The sequence below is a fragment of the Nonomuraea sp. NPDC049655 genome (assembly GCF_044465465.1).
In the GTDB taxonomy this organism is placed as follows: domain Bacteria; phylum Actinomycetota; class Actinomycetes; order Streptosporangiales; family Streptosporangiaceae; genus Nonomuraea.
This window is the reverse complement of record NZ_JBITLS010000007.1, coordinates 479,037-495,938: the sequence shown is the minus strand read 5'-3', so window position 1 is coordinate 495,938 and position 16,902 is coordinate 479,037. Positions and strand designations below refer to the sequence as shown.

The window sequence follows — 16,902 nt, the reverse complement described above, 5'->3', positions numbered from 1 at the left end:
CTATTTGTAGCTGATGGGCTTTCCCGGCCATGCTCGAAGGCATGAGCAAGCGCATCCTGATCGTGTTGACCAGCCACGACGACCTCGGCGGCGTGGAGCGTACCGGATACTACGTCCCCGAGGCGGCCCATCCCTGGCAGATCTTCACCAAGGCCGGCTTCGAGGTGGACGTCGCCAGCATCGCCGGCGGCCGCCCGCCGCGCGACGGCCACGACCCGGACGACCCGGCGCAGGCCGCCTTCCTCGCCACCGGCCTGGACGAGGACACCGCCCCCCTCTCCGGCGTGGACGCCTCGGCCTACGACGCCGTCCTGTACGCCGGCGGCCACGGCACCATGTGGGACTTCCCCGCCGACCCCGACGTGGCCCGCGTCGGCCGCGAGGTCTACGAGCGCGGCGGCGTGGTCGCGGCGGTCTGCCACGGCCCGGCCGCGCTGGTCGGCCTGACCCTGTCCGACGGCTCCCACCTGGTGGACGGCCGGCGGGTGGCCGCCTTCACCAACAGCGAGGAGACCGCGCGGGGCGTGGCGGGGGTGGTGCCGTTCCTGCTGGCCGACGCGCTGACCGAGCGCGGCGCCCGGCACGAGCCCGCCCCCGACTGGCAGCCGCAGGTCGTCGTGGACGGCCGGCTGGTCACCGGCCAGAACCCGGCCAGCGCCGCGCCCCTGGCCGAACAGGTCGTCACCCTGCTGAGCTGACCCCGGCCGCCCCCCGCTGACCCCGGCCGACCCCGGCCGAGGTCGCCGGACGGCGGGCGGGGCGCGCGCAACGGCAGCCGGATGGCGGTTGCCGCGCCGTCGCGCGAAATCCGACCATCGAGGGGTACGGCAAGCCCCCTCCGTGGAAGGAAGTCCTCATGGCGTTCCACCCCAACCTCGATCCCGACCTGCGTGCCGCCCTGGAGAACGCGCCCTTCCCGGCGTTCGACGTGACGGCGCTCGACGCGGAGGAGCTGGCCGGGCACCGGGCCCAGATCCACGCGATGCTGGCCGCGATGCCGCCCGCCGAGACCGAGGTGCGGATCGAGGACCGCCGCGTCCCCGGCCCCGACGGCGAACCGGACATCCGGGTCCGCGTCTACCGCCCCGCGCAGGACGGCGCCGGCCGGCCCGGCCTCTACTGGATCCACGGCGGCGGCATGATCGTCGGCATGCCCGAGGTGGACGAGGCCTCGATGATCGAGTACGTCGAGCGGCTCGGCGTCGTCGTGGTCTCCGTGGACTACCGTCTCGCGCCCGAGCACCCGCACCCCGCGCCGGTCGAGGACTGCTACGCGGGGCTGGTGTGGACCGTCAAGAACGCCGAGGAGCTGGGCATCGACCCCGCCCGGCTGGCCGTCGGCGGGGCCAGCGCGGGTGGGGGGCTGGCCGCCGGGACCGTGCTGCTCGCCCGCGACCGGGGCGGGCCCGAGGTGGTCCTCCAGCTGCTGATCTGCCCGATGCTCGACGACCGCAACACCACCCCGTCGAGCCTGGAGTTCACCGAGGCCGTGGTCTGGGACCGGGCCGCGAACCTCTACGGCTGGTCCGCCCTGCTCGGCGACCGGGCGGGCGGCCCGGACGTCCCGCCGTACGCGGCGCCGGCGCGGGCCGAGGACCTGTCGGGGCTGCCGCCCGCGTTCGTCGACGTGGGCGAGCTGGAGGTGTTCAGGGACGAGGACATCGACTACGCCCAGCGGCTCGCGCGGGCCGGGGTGTCCACCGAGTTCCACCTCTACCCGGGGGCGTTCCACGGGTTCGACGTCATGGTGCCCGACACCCCGCTGAGCAGGCGGGCGCGGGAGACCCGGCTGGCCGCGCTCAGGCGGGCGTACCGCCTGTAGCGGCGGCGTCGTCGTCGGTGGTGGCGGCGTTCGCGGCGGCGGCGTCGGCCGTGGTGGCGTCGGCCGTGGTGGCGTTCGCGAGGAGGCGCAGCAGGGCCAGGGCGAGGTGGGCGCGCAGGCGTCCGGCCGGGTCGGCGAGGGAGAAGCCCAGCGCCGACTCCGCCCGGGCGATGCGGGCCGCCATCGAGCTGTGGTGCAGGTGCACCCCGGTGGCGGCGGCGCGGACCGATCCGGCCGAGCACAGCGCGCGCACCGCGAGCAGGTGGTCCTCGCTCAGCCGCGCCATCGCCCGCACGTCGGCCAGCTCCGCGACGGCCGGGCGGGGCAGGTCGGCGAACAGCGCGAGCGCGCCGAGATCGGTCCAGCGCACCACCCGGTCGTGCGGGCCGGTGAAGCGCAGCGCCGTGCGGGCCTTGGCCCACGACTCGGCCGCGTGCGCCCCGGGCAGCTCGGGGCCGATGCCCACGCGGGCGCCCTCGGGCAGCTCGCCCTCGACGGTGGTGGCCACCAGCGCGGCCTGGGTGTCGCCGATCCTGGCCGTACGCACGCGGTGCCCCATCGCCCGCAACCCGGCCGCAAGCGGGTCGCCGGGGAGGGCCAAGGCCAGGGCCTGGAGCGGGGTGGATGGCGCGAAGCCAAGCAGGCGCAGCGCCCGTGCGCGTTCCGCCTCGCCGGTCTCGGCCGACAGCACCAGCTCGACCAGCGCGGGGTCCCGGCCCTCGCGGGTCTGCGCGGCGGCGCGTTCCAAGGTCAGCTCGGCGGCGGCGGCGAACCGTTCGAGCACGATGTCGTCGAGGCCGTGCGGGGCGCCCTCGCGTTCCATCCACACGCTGCCCAGGCCGCCGCTCAGCTCCCTCGCCCGCGCCCCATCCCCGGCTGCCTTCCCCTCGTCCGGCCTCTCCGCCTTGGCGGCCCGGCCGTCCGGGCCCGTACGGAGGCGCCGGCCGGTGGTGGCGTCGTCCAGGCCGACCGGACATCGCGCCAGCCGCGCGGTGGCCGCGAGCAGCACCGGCACGGTGACGTGGTCGCGCACCAGCGAGTCGAAGTAGGCGATGACCCGCACCGCGCTCTCGGCGTCGGTGTCGAGCGTGGAAAGCCGGAGCAGAAGACCCTGCACGACGTCCACACTAGGCCGACGGGCGGCGGCCTGGCCAGCGGACCAAGCGTGCGCTAGTTTGGTTTCGTGGATCTCGACTTCTCCCCGGCCGAGCTGGACTTCCGCGCCGAGGTTCGCGACTGGCTGGCCGCCCACGTGCCCGAGCGGCTCCCGCCGATGGACACCGGCGAAGGCTTCCTGGCCCACCGTGCCTGGGAGGCGCAGCTGGCCGGCGAGCGGCTGTCGGTCGTCTCCTGGCCGCGCGAGTACGGCGGCCGCGCCGCGTCCCTGATCGAGTGGCTGATCTTCGAGGAGGAGTACTGGGCCGCCGGCGCCCCCGCCCGGGTCAGCCAGAACGGCATCTTCCTCCTGGCCCCCAGCCTCATGCGCTTCGGCACCCCCGAGCAGCGGCGACGCTGGCTGCCCCGGATGGCGACGGCCGAGGACGTGTGGGCGCAGGCCTGGTCCGAGCCCGAGGCCGGCAGCGACCTCGCCGCGCTCACCGCCCGCGCCGAACGCGCCGACGGCGGCTGGCTCCTGTACGGGCACAAGACCTGGAGCTCCCGGGCCGCCCACGCCTCCCACGGCTTCGGCCTCTTCCGCACCTCCGGCGCGCGGCACAAGGGCCTGACGTACTTCCTGTTCCCCCTGGACGACGTCGCCGTCCGGCCGATCGCCCAGCTCGACGGCCTGCCCGGGTTCGCCGAGCTGCACTTCGACGGGGTGTTCGCGCCCGACTCCATGGTGCTCGGCGAGCCGGGCGACGGCTGGCGGATCGCGATGTCCACCACCTCCTCCGAACGCGGCCTGACCCTGCGCAGCCCCGGCCGCTTCCTCGCCACCGCCGACCGCCTCCTCGACCTGGCCCTGGACGCCGACCCCGCCCTCGCCGACCGGGCCGCGCGCTGCTGGACGGCGGCCGAGGCGTACCGGCTGCACACCTTCGCCACCGCCCGCCGGATCATGGCCGGGGCCGAGATCGGGGCGGCGGCCAGCATGGGCAAGGTCTTCTGGTCGGAGCTGGACCTGCGCATGCACGAGCTGGCCATGGACCTGCTCGGCGACCGCGCCGGCGGGACGGCCTGGCTGGACGGCTTCCTGTTCTCGCTGGCCGGGCCCATCTACGCGGGCACCAACGAGATCCAGCGCAACATCATCGCCGAGCGTGTCCTGGGCCTGCCTCGATGACCCCTCTGGAGTCGCCCTCATGCACTTCGCCTTCACCGACGAGCAACTCGCCCTGGGGGCGACCGTCCGCGACGTGCTGCGGGCGCACTGCCCACCCGGCGCGCTGCGGACCGAACGCCGTCCCGCCTGGGACCGGCTGGCCGAGCTGGGGTTCTTCGGGCTGCTGCTGCCGCCGGAGCTCGACGGGCTCGGGCTCGGGCTGACCGACGTGCTGCCCGCGGTCGAGGAGACCGGGCGGGCCTGCCTGCCGGGGCCGGTGGTCGAGACGGCGGTGGCGGCGGCGTTCCTGACGCCCTTCCTGGCGCCCGAGGCGGCCAAGCTGGCCTCGGGCGGGGTGTGCGTGGGGGTGCTGCTGCCGGGGGAGGCGTACATGGCCGACGCCGATCTCGCCGACGTGCTGGTCGTGGCGCGTACGGGGGAGGGGGTGCGGGTGCTGGCGGGGCACGAGGCGCGGCTCACCGCCGTGCCGGGGGTGGATCCGTGCCGGCCGTTGTTCGACGTCGCCTTCGAAGCGTCCGGACGTGCTGATCCCGGCGCGGACCGGGTGGCGCTCGCGGCGCGGGCCGTCGCGGTGGCGACCGCCGCCCAGCTGATCGGGGTCGCGCGGGAGCTGCTCGCGGTCTCGGTGTCGTACGCGGGGGTCAGGAGGCAGTTCGGCGCGGCGATCGGGTCCTTCCAGGCCGTCCGGCACCGGCTCGCCGACGTGGCGGTCGCCGTCGAGTTCGCCGCGCCGCTGGTGCACCGCGCGGCGCTGTCCGTCGACCGGGACGCGCCCACGGCCGGACGGGACGCCGGCGCCGCCAAGGCCGCGGCGGGCGAGGCGGCGACGCTGGCCGCCCGCGTCGCCCTGCAGACCCACGGCGCCATCGGCTACACCGAGGAGCTGGACCTGCGGTTCTGGCTCGCGCGGGCCTGGTCCCTGTCGGCTGCGCACGGCACCGCCGCCGCCCACCGCGAACACGTCCGCGCCTGCCTGGGCACCCGCGACCTGCGGAGGTACCCGTGAAGTACGGCGTGCCGCTGGGCCTGCTGCACCCGGACGCCTGGAAGGACGTGGCCGTGGCCGCCGACGAGCTGGGGTTCGAGTCGGTGTGGCTGCCCGAGCACCTGGTGTTCGCCACCGACCTGTCGCTCGCCGTCTACCCGGGCACCGAGGACCCCGGCATCAAGCCGACGACCCCGCTGTTCGACGCCCCGGCCTACCTGTGCTGGCTGGCCGGGCTCACCACCCGCGTCCGGCTCGGCACCGCCGTGCACCTGCTGGCGCTGCGCCACCCGTTCGTCTCGGCCCGCGCCTTCGCCACCCTGGACGTGGTGTCGGACGGACGGGCGATCTGCGGCGTGGGCGCGGGCTGGTACCGCGGGGAGTGGGCGGCGGCCGGGCTGCCCTTCGAGACCCGCGGCGCCCGCCTGGACGAGGTCATCGAGATCGTCCGGCGGCTCTGGACCGAACCCGTGGTCGCCCATTCCGGACGGTTCTACCGGTTCCCGGAGGTCGCCTTCGAGCCCAAGCCCGTGCAGGGGCGGCTGCCGGTGCTGGCAGGCGGGGAGTCGGCGGCGGCGCTGCGCCGGGCGTCCCGGCTGTGCGACGGGTGGATCAGCATGCCGCACACGATCGAGTCCATCAGGCCGCAGCTGGCGCGGCTGGGGGCGGGGGTGCCGGTCACGGCGCACGCGTACGCGCTGGGCTCTCCTGGCGAGGTGGCCGCCTGGGCGGAGCTGGGGGTGGAACGGCTGATCGTCCGGCCGTGGACGCGCAGCCGGGACGCGGTCACCCGCCTGGCCGCCTTCGCCGCCGATTACGACGTGACCTGACCCCGCCGGGCCGCCGCTCACCCGGCCCTCCCCGCGGCTCGGTCGCTCGGTCACCGGCGGGGCGTCCTCAGGCGGGCTGACGTCCCCAGTCGGGGGTGCTGACGATCTCGCGGGTGGGGGTGCGGTGACGGCGGCCGCGCAGAGGGGCGTCCTGGACGAAGGCGTCGACGGTGCTCGTGCCGCCGGACTGCTGGCGCGGGCCTCGCGGGTGCTGCGAGACCGCGGTCCCGGCGGTCGCGGCGGTCCCGGCGGTTCCGGCGGTCGCGGCGCGACGGTGGCGGCGGCCGCGCGGGACGGAATCGGCGGTGAACTCGTCCATGAAGAACGGGTGCTCGGCGGCGTACGCGTCCAGGAGCGGCTCGCTGCGGCGGCGACGGCCCTGGTACGTCGCGCCGATCCCGGACGCCTGGGCGGCCCGCGGCGTCGTCCTCGTCCGGGCGGCCACCTCGGCGCCCGGTCGGGGGCCGGGGGAGAAGGCGCTGAACGTGCTCGTCGCCGGGGGGAGCGAGATCGGCACCATCGGGCCGGTGTCGAACATGGGCTCGAAGGGCGCCGTGTCGGGGGCGGGCCGGAACGAGGCGCTGTCCAGCCGCCGCGGCGGGGCCATGCGGTCGGTGAACGGCTCGAACGCGTCCACACCGGCCGAGACCTCGGCGCCGCCCGCGAGGCCGAACTCGGGGACGGGGGCGGCGAACTCGAAGGTACGGTTCCGACCGGCCTCGAAAGAGCCCGCGCCAAGCCCGGAGCGGCCCCCCTGACCGATCTCGGGAGAGACGGCCGCCAACTCGAAGCCGCCTTCCCGGCCGGTCTCGAAGCCGCCTTCCCGGCCGGTGCCGGGGGAGTCTGCGGCGAGTTCGAAGCGGTGCCTCCGGCCGGTCTCGGGTGAGGCGGCCGCGCGTTCGAAGCCCGTGCCGGAAGGGGCGGTGGTGAGTTCGAAGGGGTCGGCGGGCTCGGCGGTGGTCCGCAGCGAGGAGGGGCGGGTGTGCTCGTGGCGCGTCTCCGCGGGACGGCGGCGACGCCGGTGGCGGGAGGGGGCGGCGTGGGTGCCGCGCCTGGAACGCGTTCCGGGAAGGGGCACGGCGACGGGCACGGGAACAGGCAGAGCGACGGGCACGGCGATACCGGCAGTGACGCCCGTGGTGACGCCCGTCGTGACGCCTTCCCTCGCGGAGAGGGTCGCGGCGGCGCGTACGCGGGCGGCCTTCGCCGAGGCGGTCGCCGGGCGGAGGCGGCTCTGGCGGGTCTTCGCCAGGGCGACGAGCGCCAGCGCGGCGATCAGCGCGGACCCGACCAGCGACGGTGAGCCGATCGCCGGCATCGAGCCGGTCGAGGAGGCGTCCACGAGCGCGGGAAGGGGCTCGGCGGTGGCGGACGTGGTGTCGGCGGTCGTCGCCTTGGCGTGCTTGGACTTCTGTCCCGACTTCCCGGCCGCCGCCGTCGGCACGGGAGCCGCCCCCGTCGCCGGCGAGGCGGACGCGGAGGGCGCGGCGGGGGACGCCGAAGGCGAGGACGCCGTGGTCCTGGCGGGCTTGTCGGACTTGGCCTTCGGACGCGCGGCGAGCGGCGCCTCGGCGGCGCGCTCCTGCTCGACGTGCGGGATCAGGGAGCTGAGCGAGTCGGCGGGGAGCTGGAGCGTTCCCACGTCGGTGCCGGGCCTGGCGGGCGTCGCCGCCTGCTCGTCGGCCCGCTTCTGGGCCGCCTCCTCGTCGAGACGGGCCTTGACGCGCTCGGGGTAGCCATAGCCGACGACCTTGCTGGTGTCGCGCTCCTTGCGCTTGGCGACGCCGCCGTCGATGTTGCCCTCGATGGTGAAGATCGTGTCACCCTCGACCCGCGTGACGATGCCGACGTGGTCGATGTTGTCGATCTTGCCGGTGCCGCTCCAGTCGTAGAAGACGAGCGCGCCGGGCTTGGGCGTCTTCCCCCAGGCGCCCTGCGCCTTGAACCATTCGGCGTGCCGTACGGTCCAGGCGAACTGCCCGATCCACTCCTGGTAGCCGAGCTTGTGCGCGGCCCAGGAGAGGTACATGTCACACCAGGGTGCGGCGGAGTAGTCGGCGTCGAACTCGACGGTCTTGCCGTACCAGTCGCCGAACTTGGTGTACGCACCGGCCTTCTCGGCGTAGCCGAGCTGGCTCTCCAGCAGGTCGATGTACTTCTGCATCTCGGGCGTCATGGAAGTATGGGGGAACCTTCCGGTCAAGATCCGGATTTATCCACACATACTCGGGTACACGGGGGTAACCCGGGACATGTGTGGCAAAACCGGAAACCTGTAGTCTTCCGTGCGGTGCGAGGTTACCGCTTCGTGACCAAGGTCAAGCACGCCCCAAGAGAGGGTAAAGACATCACCGGGCGCATAACCGCAGCTCAACCAAGCTGTCGGACACGTCCAGGGTGGGTGATTTAACAGGAAAAGGCTCGCGTGTCGCGCCCAGCGGGCCTAGTAACCGGCTCCGGTGAGCAACCCTCCGTCCACCGTGAACTCGCTCCCCGTGCAGTAGCTGGCCCGGTCCGAGGCCAGGAACGCGACCACGTGCGAGACCTCCACCGGCTTCGCGAACCGCTTGATGACCATGGACTTCACGAACGCCTCCGCGTCCACCTCGGCCATCAGGTCCGGGTTCACCGCCATCGCCGTGTTGATCGCCCCCGGATGCACCGAGTTCACCCGGATCCTGAACCGGGCCAGCTCCCGCGCGGCCGACTTAGTCAGCCCGCGCACCGCGAACTTCGAGGCCGCGTACGCCGACAACCCCTCCGCCCCGACGAACCCCTCGATCGAGGAGATGTTCACGACGGCGCCGCGCCCGGCCGCCTTCATGGGCTCGATCACCGACTTGACCCCCAGCCAGGTGCCCTTGAGGTTCACGTCGATCACCCGGTCGAAGTCCTCGGGCGCCATGTCCTGGATGCGGCCGTAGGTGAGGATGCCGGCGTTGTTCACCAGGACGTCGAGCCGGCCGTGCAGCTCCGTGGCCGTGCCGACGGCCCGCCGCCATTCGTCCGGGCTGCGCACGTCGTGCCGCACGTACGCGGCCCCGGTCTCGGCGGCCAGCGCCTTGCCCTCCTCCTCCAGCACGTCGCCGAAGACCACCCGCGCGCCCTCTTCGAGGAACAGGCGCACGTGCGACTCGCCCATGCCCCTGGCCCCGCCCGTGATCAGCGCGACCTTGCCGTCAAGCAGTCCCACGACTACCTCCTGCCGCGACGGCCGCCGCGGCCGCCTCCATGGAGCGGTAGACGGGGACGCCTGCCGCCGCCGCTATCCGCCGTACCTCGTCCTCCACGCCCGCGGGCGCGCACTCGCCGTTCCTGGTGACGAGTGTGATCCTGACCCGCGGCAGCGCCTCCTGCGCGCCGGCCAGCGCCCGCGCGTAGGCGTACAGGGGCTCGGCCGCGTCGCCGTAGGTGAAGAAGCTCTGCACGTTCACGTGGGCGACCACGTCCGCGTACGGCTCCCGCCGGACGATCGCCCCGATCACCTCCGGCACCAGCCCGGGACGCCCGCGCGGCCCCACCGGCACCTCCAGCGGGTTGCCCGCGGCGGCCAGGCCGAGCCCGTCGAGCACGCCGTCCGGCAGCGGGGCGAGCCGCACGCCGGCCCGGTCGAACGCGTCGGCCGCCAGCACGCCCGCGCCGCCGCTCGGCCCGATCACCAGCACCCGGTCGCCGTCCGTCACGCGGGAGCCGTGCGCCTGGAAGAAGGCCAGCACGCCGATCAGGTCGTCCTGGGAGGAGACCAGCGCCGTGCCGGTCTGGGCCGCGACCGCCGCCCACACCCGCAGGTCGCTCACCATGCCGCCGGTGTGCGAGAGCGCCGCCCGCTGTCCCTGCGAGCTGCGCCCGCCGACCAGCAGCGCCACCGGCAGCCTTGCCGCGCGTAGCGCCTCGTGCAGCTCCCGGCCGCCGCGCGGGTCCTCCAGGTAGAGCCCGACGGCTCGCGTCTCGGGGTCGCGGGCCAGCCAGGACAGCAGCTCGGCGGGGGTCACGTCGGCCGCGTTCCCCACGGTGACGACCCGGCTGAAGGCCAGCCCGCGCCGCTCCCCGACCTTGATCACCTCGCCCGCGAGGCCGCCGCTCTGCGAGATCAGCGCGACCGTCCCCGCCGGTCCGACGCCGCCGCCGACGAACGTCTGCCGGCCGCGCGGGCAGTACACGCCCATGCAGTTGGGGCCGAGCAGCCGGGTGCCCGCCGCGCGGGCGGCCCCGGCCAGGTCGCGTTCCAGGTCCGCGCGTCCGGCCTCGCCGAACCCGCCGCTCATCACCTGCACGTACGGGATGCCCGACGCCTGCCGCACGACCTCGGCGCACCGCTCGGCGGGCACCGCCACCAGCGCGTAGTCCACGTCGGCGGCGGCCAGCGACGGCACCGCGGGAACCCCCGCCACCTCGGCGGCCGACGGGTGCACGGCCACCAGCGGCACCCCGGCCGCCCGGTAGAAGTCGAGGAACATGTTCCCGAAGTTCGGCCTGCTCGCCGAGGCGCCGACGACGGCCACCGCGCGGGGCTCGAAGAGCGGCAGGAAGTCGGCCGGCTCGCGGGCGGCGGGCGGGCGCGGCCGGCCGGGCAGGTGGCGCGCGTCCACCGCGGTCACGCCGGAAGGGGTGGCGATGACCGGGTTCAGCTCGAAGTCGCCCAGTTCCAGCCGTTCCCACAGGCCGCCGGGGCCGCCGACCGTCATGAGCAGCTTGACGACGGCGTCCACGTCCACGGGCGGGTGGCCGCGGTGGCCGCGCAGGAGGGCCGCGCCGCGCAGTTCGTCCAGCATGAGGCGCGCGTCCGGCTCGGAGATCGGGCAGAGGCGCAGCGCCGTGTCGCGCATCGCCTCCGTCCAGACGCCGCCCAGCCCGGCCAGCAGCACCGGGCCGAACCCCGGGTCGCCGACCAGCCCGACGATCAGCTCCACCCCGGCGGGCGCCTGCTCCTCGACCAGGAACCCCTCCACGTCGAGCCGGGAGCGCATCTCCGCGGCCGCCGCGGCGAGGCCGTCCGCCCGCAGGCCGAGCCGTACGGCCCCCGCCTCCGACTTGTGCACCAGCCCCGGGCCGAACGCCTTCAGCACCAGCGGCTCGGCCAGCTCCCCGGCCGCCGCGAAGTCCAGGTCGCGCACCACCACCCCACGCGGCACCGGCACCCCGGCCGCCGCGACCAGCTCCTTGACCTCGTGCTCGCGAGGGATGCGGGGGGTGTCCCGGGTGTCGTGCTCGTGAGGGTCCCGGGTGTCGTGCTCGTGAGGGTCCCGGGTTTCGCGGTCGTGAGGGTCCCGGGTTTCGCGGTCGTGAGGGGCGCGGGGGAGGTCCCGGTTCCCGTGGTTCTGGGCGCTCACCCGAGCAGGTGCCCGTGCTGCTCGCGGATCCGGCGGCGCAGCAGCTTGCCGGGGCCGCCGGAGGCGTCCTGGGAGTGCGGCAGCTCGCCGGTCACCACGATGTGGTCGGGCCGCTGGTGCGGGGGCAGCGTGTCGGCCAGGGCGAGCGACAGCTTGGCGGCGTCCAGCGACTGCCCGGCGCGCGGCACGACCGCCAGCAGCACCCGCTGCTCGTCCGCCCCCTCGGGGACGCCCACCGCGCCGGCCTCCGCCACGCCGTCCAGGGCCGAGACGGCCTCCTCGATCGTGGCGGGCTGCGTCCACTGGCCGTGCTTGAGTATGGAGTCCTCGCGGCGGCCGAGGACGCGCAGCACGCCGTCGGCCGACAACGTCCCGAGGTCGCCGCCCACGTACCACTCGCCGCGCAGGACGCCGTGGTCGTCCGTGCCGTCGTAGCCCGCCATGCGGTGCGGCCCGGCCAGGTTGATCTCGCCGACCTCGCCGGTCACCGCGACGCCGGACGGGCCGGTGATCCGTACGGCGTTGCCCGTGCGCGCCCGCCCGGACGACCCCAGCGGCGTCGAGCCGTCGTCCACGCGGCCCATGCACGTGTACGGCGCCTCGGTCTGCCCGTAGTAGGAGTAGACCCCGGCCCCGGGCAGCCTGGCCTTGATGCGGTCGAGCATGGTCGCGGTCAGCGGCTCGCCGCCCAGCATGATCACCTGGATCGACGACAGGTCCACCCCCTCGTGCTCGGACGTCCCCAGCAGCGCCGCGTAGAACGACGGGATCTGCGACACGTGGGTGACCCGTTCGCGCGGCACCACGCGCAGGAAGTTCGCTGGCCCCCAGTCCTGCTCCAGGACCAGGCGCATGCCCGCGTACAGGGCGGGGCCGACGATGGCGGGGAAGCCGATGCCCCAGATGATCGCGCCGGTGCCGAACACCGAGTCGGGGCCGCGCGGCACGTCCAGCCAGATCTGGGCGGTCGCCAGGGAGGAGGCGTGGGTGTGCACGACGGCCTTCGGCAGGCCGGTCGTGCCGGAGGTGTAGTAGAGGGCCAGCGGGTCGTCGTGGAAGCCGCCCAGCGGCGGTTCCTCCTCCAGGCCGCCGGTCAGCTCACCGGCGTCGATCCAGGTGGTGACCTGCGGGAGGGCGTCCCTGATGCCGCCGACCAGGTCGGCGACCGTGGAGTCGTACACGAAGGCCGTGCAGCCGGAGGCGGCCACCACGGCCCGCAGCGTCTCGGCCGGCCAGTACGGGTTGAGCGCCGCCGTCACCGCGCCGATCTTGGCCTGGGCCAGGTAGACCTCGGCGACCAGCAGCGTCTCGTTGAGCAGCGCCGCCACCCGCTGCCCGGCGGTGATCCCGGCCGCCAGCAGCGCGTTCGCCCGGCGGTTGACGGCCCGGTTCAGCTCGTCGTAGGTGAAGCTGCGCTCGCCGCAGTACGTCAGCGCCACCCGGTCGGGCGTGCGCAGCGCTCCCGCGGTCAGGATCGCGTGGCCGTAGTTGCCGTAGGGTGATCGCGCCATGGGGGGTGCCTCCAGGTCAGAGGGGCGAGTAGAGCACGAACGTGTTTCCTGAGGGGTCGCGCAGCACGGCCCGCCTCTCGTGCGGCCCGTCCTCGGGCGCGCGCACCACCTCGGCCCCGCGCGCCGCCATCTCGCGCACCGTGACCGCCACGTCGTCCACCTTGTACGACGGCGCCGCCGACGCGGTGACGTGCTCGGCCGGACCGGCCAGCGCCACGGTGACGCCCCCGCCGTCCAGCGCGGCGAACCGGTCGCCGTCCCTGAACTTCACCGGCAGGCCGTAGAAGGCGATCGCCTCGTCCAGGTCGGCTACGGGGATGAGCACGTTGCCGAGTTTCACACGGGCCTCCAATGCGGCAGATCGTCCACGAACGTCACCCGCACCGGCATCCCGACGCGGACCTCCTCCGGCGCGCACCCCACGACGTGCCCGAACGCGCGCACGCCCTCGTCCAGGTCCACCCACGCCGGCACGTACGGCTCCCGCCCCCGGTAGCCGGGCGCGAACGACCGGTGCACGACGGTGAACGTGTGGACCGTCCCCGTGCCCCTGGCGGGCTCGGCGGCCAGCTCGGCGCCGCCGCACGACGGGCACGACGGCTCGGGCAGGCAGCCGCGGCGGCCGCAGGACACGCAGCGCCGGATCACCAGCTCGCCGCGCGCCCCTGCGGCGCCGGTGGGGGAGGTGTCACCGCTCATCGCTGCCAAGCTAGCGCACGCTTGGTTACCGAACAAGAGCCACTGCTTCACGAAACCGGCCCCCCCGACCCCGCGGCCCGGCCGCCCGCGCTGCGCCCTCCTTGCGGCCCTGCTTCTAGCGGCCTTCCTGCTCCTGACCGCCGGGCACCAGCCCGCCCTCCCCCGTGGGGGAGGGCGCCGGGGAGGCGGCCTCCGTGGGATGCGCCACGGGCTGCCCGCCGGTCGGGGACGCGGTGCCGGTCGGGGTGGCCGGGCCGGAGTGGGTCGGCGGTGGGGCGGTGCAGGCGGGGCCGTCCACCGCGACCTCGCTCACCTGCGGCCCGTTGACCGCCGCCGGCTCGGTCATGACGACGATCCCGAGGTAGGCCCGCACCCCGCAGTCCACGCTCCCGGGATCGTGCCGGACCCCGCTGGTGTAGGCGGTGCTGCCGCGCAACGTGAGGGTCTCCCGCCGCACGGTGGTGACCGGCCCGTCGCCGAGCCGCCGCGTGTACGTGATCCGCAGCCGCACCGGCCCCGTGCCGTCCGCGGCCACCCTGATCGCGCCCGCCGAACCGCTCCACCGCGCGATGCTCGCCTCCCGTACGGCGGGCGGCGGCAGGGCGGTCCCGCTCTGCGCCCGCGTCGGCACCGTCGGAGGCCCTGTCGGGGGCCCTGTCGGGGGCCCTGTTGGGGGCGCTGTCGGCGGGGCGGCACTCGTGGGCACGGGCGGGCCGGTCGAGACGTGCGGCCCGCCGGTGGCGGCGGGCGGGGACGCGCTGCCGCGGACCGTGGCGGGCGTGCTCCTGCGGGGCGTCGGCGTGTGGGCGTCGACCGGCGCCGGGTTCAGCTCGCCCGGCGGCTTCGGCTGCGGCATCAGGATCGTGCCCGCCCCCGGCGACAGCCGTCCGCCGGAGATCACGAGGGCGATCGCCACGGCGACCACCGTCGCGCCCGCCACCCACAGGTGCGGCGGCAGCGCGGGCAGCCGGACCGCCCGCCCGCGGATCCCGGCGCGCGGCCGGCCCGGGGCGCGGGCGTCCTGATCGGTCCTGGCCGCCAGCGGGAAGCGCAGGGCCAGCAGCGTGGCCAGCTCGGCGAGCCGGCGGCGGCCGCGCTGCTCCCAGTCGGGCCCGTATCCTGCGACGGCGTCCTCCTCCAGCTCGGCCGCGAACTGCCGGGCCGAGGCGTACCGGGCCGCCGGGTCCTTCGCCAGCCCGCGCCTGAGCAGGTCGCGCAGGGCGTCCGGGACCACCTCCAGTGGCACCGGCGCAGCCAGGTGCAGCTCCCGCAGGGCCGCGACGTCCAGCTCGCCGTCCCCGCCGTCCCCGCCCTCCTTGTACGCGCGGTAGGGCGGCCGCCCCCTGACCGCCTCGAACAGCACGCAGGCCGCCGCGTACAGGTCGGCCGGCGGCCCGGCCCGGCCCTGCGTCCACAGCTCCGGCGACATGTACGCCGGGCTCCCCGCCGGCACCCCCGGCTCCTCGGCGTGCACGACCACCCCGAAGTCGGCCAGCTTGCTCGTGCCGTCCGCCTGGACCAGGACGTTCTCCGGCTTGACGTCCCGGTGCGGCACGCCCTTCTCGTGCGCGGCGGCCAGGGCGGCGAGGATGCCCTTGAGCAGCACCAAGGCCGCCTCCGGGGCCGTCCGGCCGTGCTCGGCCAGCAGTGTGCGCAGCGAGACGCCGTCCACCAGCTCCATGACGACGGCGGCCCGGTCCGGGGTCTCGACGTACTCGTAGAGGCGGACCACGTTGGGGTCGTCGAGCTCGACGAGCTGATGGGTGTCGGCCCTGAAGCGGTCCATGAACTCGGGGTCCCTGCGCAGGGTGGCGTTCAGGTACTTGATCGCGACGTAGGCGCCGGTGGACTGGTAGGTGGCGAGGAACACGCGGCCGGTGCGGCCCGCGCCGAGCTGACGAACTTCACGGTAACCAGGGACCAAGTCCAACCCCCATCAGCCATGCCGTCGTGCATTCGACGGTCTCACCCGGGGTGTGGGTTGTCACGTCTGGAGAAATTTCGCCCTTTGTGATGAAAGGTGACGTCCGGTGAGGCCGTGGAGGCGGTGTTATGCTGTGGCGGACCCAAGCAAGCGCTCGGCTAAATGACGGAGGGTGCGGGTGGAGCGGTCGGCCGTGCTGGTGATGGAGATGCAGCGGGGGGTCGTCGGCGATCTCACGAAATTTCCGGATTTGGTGGCGGCCTGCGCCCGTCACGACGTCGTCCCCAACGCCGCCCGCGTCCTGCGCACGGCCCGAGCGGCCGGGCTCCCGGTGATCCACTGCACGGCCGTCTTCCGGCCGGACCGGGCGGGCTCGCACACCGGCAACTGCCCCTTCATCGTCTCCCTGCTCAAGGACCCCGCGCACATGCTGGAGGGCACGCCCGCCGTGGAGGTGCTGCCCGAGCTGCGCGAGGACGGCGACCTGGAGAGCCGGCGGCACCACGGGTTCTCGCCGTTCACCGGCACCTCGCTGGACATGACGCTGCGCTCCCTCGGCGTCTCGTCCGTGGTCGCGATGGGGGTCTCGCTCAACCTGGGCATCCCGGGGCTGGCGCTGGAGGCGGTCAACCTCGGCTACCGGGTGACGGTGGTGCGGGACGCCGTGGCCGGGATCCCCGAGGACTACGCGAAGGCCGTCCTGCGCAACACGATCGGCCTGCTGGCCACCCGCGTCGCCGCCGCCGACCTCGTCCGGGCGTGGACGTGATGGACGGCCTGCGCCTCGACGGCCGCGTCGCCGTCGTCACCGGGGGAGCGGGCGCGATCGGCACGGCCGTCGCGACCGACCTCGCCGCGCTCGGCGCCCGCGTCACGGTCGCCGACGTGGACCTGCCGGGCGCCCGCCGGACGGCCGCGGCGCTGCCCGCGGCGCGGGCGCTGGCCGTGGACCTGGCCTCGCCCGCCTCCGTCGAGGCGTTCTGCGCCGAGGCCGGGCCCGTGGACGTGCTCGTGCACAACGCCGGGGTGTCGGTCGTGCAGCCGTTCACGGCGAGCGACCCGGCGGACTGGGACCTCATGTGGCAGGTCAACCTGCGCGGTCCGATGCTCATGACCAAGCTGCTCCTGCCCGGCATGACGGCCAGGGGCTGGGGACGGCTGGTGTTCGTCTCCTCCGACGGCGCCAGGGCCGGGTCGGGCGGCGAGGGCGCGTACGCGGCCACCAAGGCGGGCCTGTTCGGCCTGGCCAAGACGCTCGCCCGGGAGGCCGCGAGGGGCGGGGTGACCTCGAACGTCGTCTGCCCCGGGCCGACCGACACCCCGATGCTCCGGCGGATCTCCGAGGCCGAGCCGGGGCTCGTGGACAAGATCGCCAAAGGGATCCCGCTGCGCCGGCTGGGCACGCCCGCCGACGTCGCGGGGCTGATCGCCTACCTGTGCACCGACCGCGCCGCCTACATCACCGGCCAGACGCTGTCGGTGAGCGGCGGCGTGACCATGCAGTGACGCGCGCCGTG

Annotated in this window: 15 protein-coding genes; 7 read left to right on the top strand and 8 right to left on the bottom strand. The window is 75.0% G+C overall.

What is annotated here, in order from left to right; translation table 11 throughout:
* Positions 1-41: 41 nt before the first annotated feature.
* Both ACIBQ6_RS25120 and ACIBQ6_RS25115 read left to right on the top strand, forming a co-directional pair.
* The gene (locus tag ACIBQ6_RS25120; protein WP_387681840.1) at positions 42-698 is read left to right on the top strand and encodes a type 1 glutamine amidotransferase domain-containing protein; all 657 of its coding nucleotides are present in this window, start codon (positions 42-44) and stop codon (positions 696-698) included.
* Positions 699-856: 158 nt separating this feature from the next.
* The gene (locus ACIBQ6_RS25115; protein ID WP_397214778.1) at positions 857-1,822 is read left to right on the top strand and encodes an alpha/beta hydrolase; all 966 of its coding nucleotides are present in this window, start codon (positions 857-859) and stop codon (positions 1,820-1,822) included.
* Here ACIBQ6_RS25115 and ACIBQ6_RS25110 read toward each other — a convergent pair.
* Positions 1,800-2,939: a helix-turn-helix domain-containing protein gene (locus ACIBQ6_RS25110; protein ID WP_397214776.1), complete on the bottom strand. Its 1,140-nt coding sequence runs from the start codon at positions 2,937-2,939 to the stop codon at positions 1,800-1,802. The genes ACIBQ6_RS25115 and ACIBQ6_RS25110 overlap by 23 nt on opposite strands.
* A 66-nt stretch (positions 2,940-3,005) precedes the next feature.
* Here ACIBQ6_RS25110 and ACIBQ6_RS25105 point away from each other — a divergent pair, with 66 nt between their 5' ends.
* From ACIBQ6_RS25105 to ACIBQ6_RS25095, 3 genes are read left to right on the top strand one after another with little or no spacing between them, the layout of a single operon-like run.
* A complete protein-coding gene (locus tag ACIBQ6_RS25105; protein WP_397214774.1) occupies positions 3,006-4,106 on the top strand; it encodes an acyl-CoA dehydrogenase family protein in 1,101 nt (366 codons plus the stop codon).
* Between the two features lie 19 nt (positions 4,107-4,125).
* Entirely contained in the window at positions 4,126-5,112 is a 987-nt protein-coding gene (locus ACIBQ6_RS25100) for an acyl-CoA dehydrogenase family protein (protein ID WP_387681849.1), read from the top strand.
* Entirely contained in the window at positions 5,109-5,921 is an 813-nt protein-coding gene (locus tag ACIBQ6_RS25095) for a TIGR03619 family F420-dependent LLM class oxidoreductase (RefSeq protein ID WP_387681852.1), read from the top strand. The genes ACIBQ6_RS25100 and ACIBQ6_RS25095 overlap by 4 nt, the downstream gene beginning before the upstream one ends.
* Positions 5,922-5,988: 67 nt before the next feature.
* On the opposite strand, the gene ACIBQ6_RS25090 is transcribed toward ACIBQ6_RS25095, so the two are convergent.
* The 7 genes from ACIBQ6_RS25090 to ACIBQ6_RS25060 form a co-directional block, all read right to left on the bottom strand.
* Positions 5,989-8,097, bottom strand: coding sequence for a CHAP domain-containing protein (locus ACIBQ6_RS25090; RefSeq protein WP_397214772.1), 2,109 nt, complete (start codon positions 8,095-8,097; stop codon positions 5,989-5,991).
* A gap of 267 nt (positions 8,098-8,364) precedes the next feature.
* The gene (locus ACIBQ6_RS25085) at positions 8,365-9,114 is read right to left on the bottom strand and encodes a glucose 1-dehydrogenase (RefSeq protein ID WP_358298564.1); all 750 of its coding nucleotides are present in this window, start codon (positions 9,112-9,114) and stop codon (positions 8,365-8,367) included.
* The gene (locus tag ACIBQ6_RS25080) at positions 9,101-11,104 is read right to left on the bottom strand and encodes an acetate--CoA ligase family protein (protein WP_397214825.1); all 2,004 of its coding nucleotides are present in this window, start codon (positions 11,102-11,104) and stop codon (positions 9,101-9,103) included. Before ACIBQ6_RS25080 ends, ACIBQ6_RS25085 begins: the two co-directional genes overlap by 14 nt.
* Positions 11,105-11,247: 143 nt before the next feature.
* Positions 11,248-12,762 carry a class I adenylate-forming enzyme family protein gene (locus ACIBQ6_RS25075; RefSeq protein WP_397214769.1) on the bottom strand — a complete coding sequence of 505 codons (1,515 nt, stop codon included), beginning with the start codon at positions 12,760-12,762 and terminating at the stop codon, positions 11,248-11,250.
* Positions 12,763-12,778: 16 nt separating this feature from the next.
* Positions 12,779-13,087 carry a VOC family protein gene (locus ACIBQ6_RS25070; protein WP_358298560.1) on the bottom strand — a complete coding sequence of 103 codons (309 nt, stop codon included), beginning with the start codon at positions 13,085-13,087 and terminating at the stop codon, positions 12,779-12,781.
* Between the two features lie 11 nt (positions 13,088-13,098).
* Entirely contained in the window at positions 13,099-13,461 is a 363-nt protein-coding gene (locus ACIBQ6_RS25065) for a Zn-ribbon domain-containing OB-fold protein (RefSeq protein WP_387681867.1), read from the bottom strand.
* A 115-nt stretch (positions 13,462-13,576) separates the two neighbouring features.
* Entirely contained in the window at positions 13,577-15,385 is a 1,809-nt protein-coding gene (locus ACIBQ6_RS25060) for a protein kinase (RefSeq protein WP_397214767.1), read from the bottom strand.
* 178 nt (positions 15,386-15,563) lie between these two features.
* Here ACIBQ6_RS25060 and ACIBQ6_RS25055 point away from each other — a divergent pair, with 178 nt between their 5' ends.
* Together ACIBQ6_RS25055 and ACIBQ6_RS25050 are read left to right on the top strand one after the other, a co-directional pair.
* Positions 15,564-16,154: an isochorismatase family cysteine hydrolase gene (locus ACIBQ6_RS25055; protein ID WP_397214765.1), complete on the top strand. Its 591-nt coding sequence runs from the start codon at positions 15,564-15,566 to the stop codon at positions 16,152-16,154.
* The gene (locus tag ACIBQ6_RS25050; protein WP_358298693.1) at positions 16,154-16,891 is read left to right on the top strand and encodes an SDR family NAD(P)-dependent oxidoreductase; all 738 of its coding nucleotides are present in this window, start codon (positions 16,154-16,156) and stop codon (positions 16,889-16,891) included. The genes ACIBQ6_RS25055 and ACIBQ6_RS25050 overlap by 1 nt, the downstream gene beginning before the upstream one ends.
* Positions 16,892-16,902: the final 11 nt, after the last annotated feature.

Bases quoted from the DNA above. Each gene is read 5' to 3' on its own strand.
- ACIBQ6_RS25120 (WP_387681840.1), top strand. From the start codon at position 42: ATGAGCAAGCGCATCCTGATCGTGTTGACCAGCCACGACGACCTCGGC.
- ACIBQ6_RS25115 (WP_397214778.1), top strand. From the start codon at position 857: ATGGCGTTCCACCCCAACCTCGATCCCGACCTGCGTGCCGCCCTGGAG.
- ACIBQ6_RS25100 (WP_387681849.1), top strand. From the start codon at position 4,126: ATGCACTTCGCCTTCACCGACGAGCAACTCGCCCTGGGGGCGACCGTC.
- ACIBQ6_RS25090 (WP_397214772.1), bottom strand. From the start codon at position 8,097: ATGACGCCCGAGATGCAGAAGTACATCGACCTGCTGGAGAGCCAGCTC.
- ACIBQ6_RS25075 (WP_397214769.1), bottom strand. From the start codon at position 12,762: ATGGCGCGATCACCCTACGGCAACTACGGCCACGCGATCCTGACCGCG.
- ACIBQ6_RS25065 (WP_387681867.1), bottom strand. From the start codon at position 13,461: ATGAGCGGTGACACCTCCCCCACCGGCGCCGCAGGGGCGCGCGGCGAG.
- ACIBQ6_RS25050 (WP_358298693.1), top strand. From the start codon at position 16,154: ATGGACGGCCTGCGCCTCGACGGCCGCGTCGCCGTCGTCACCGGGGGA.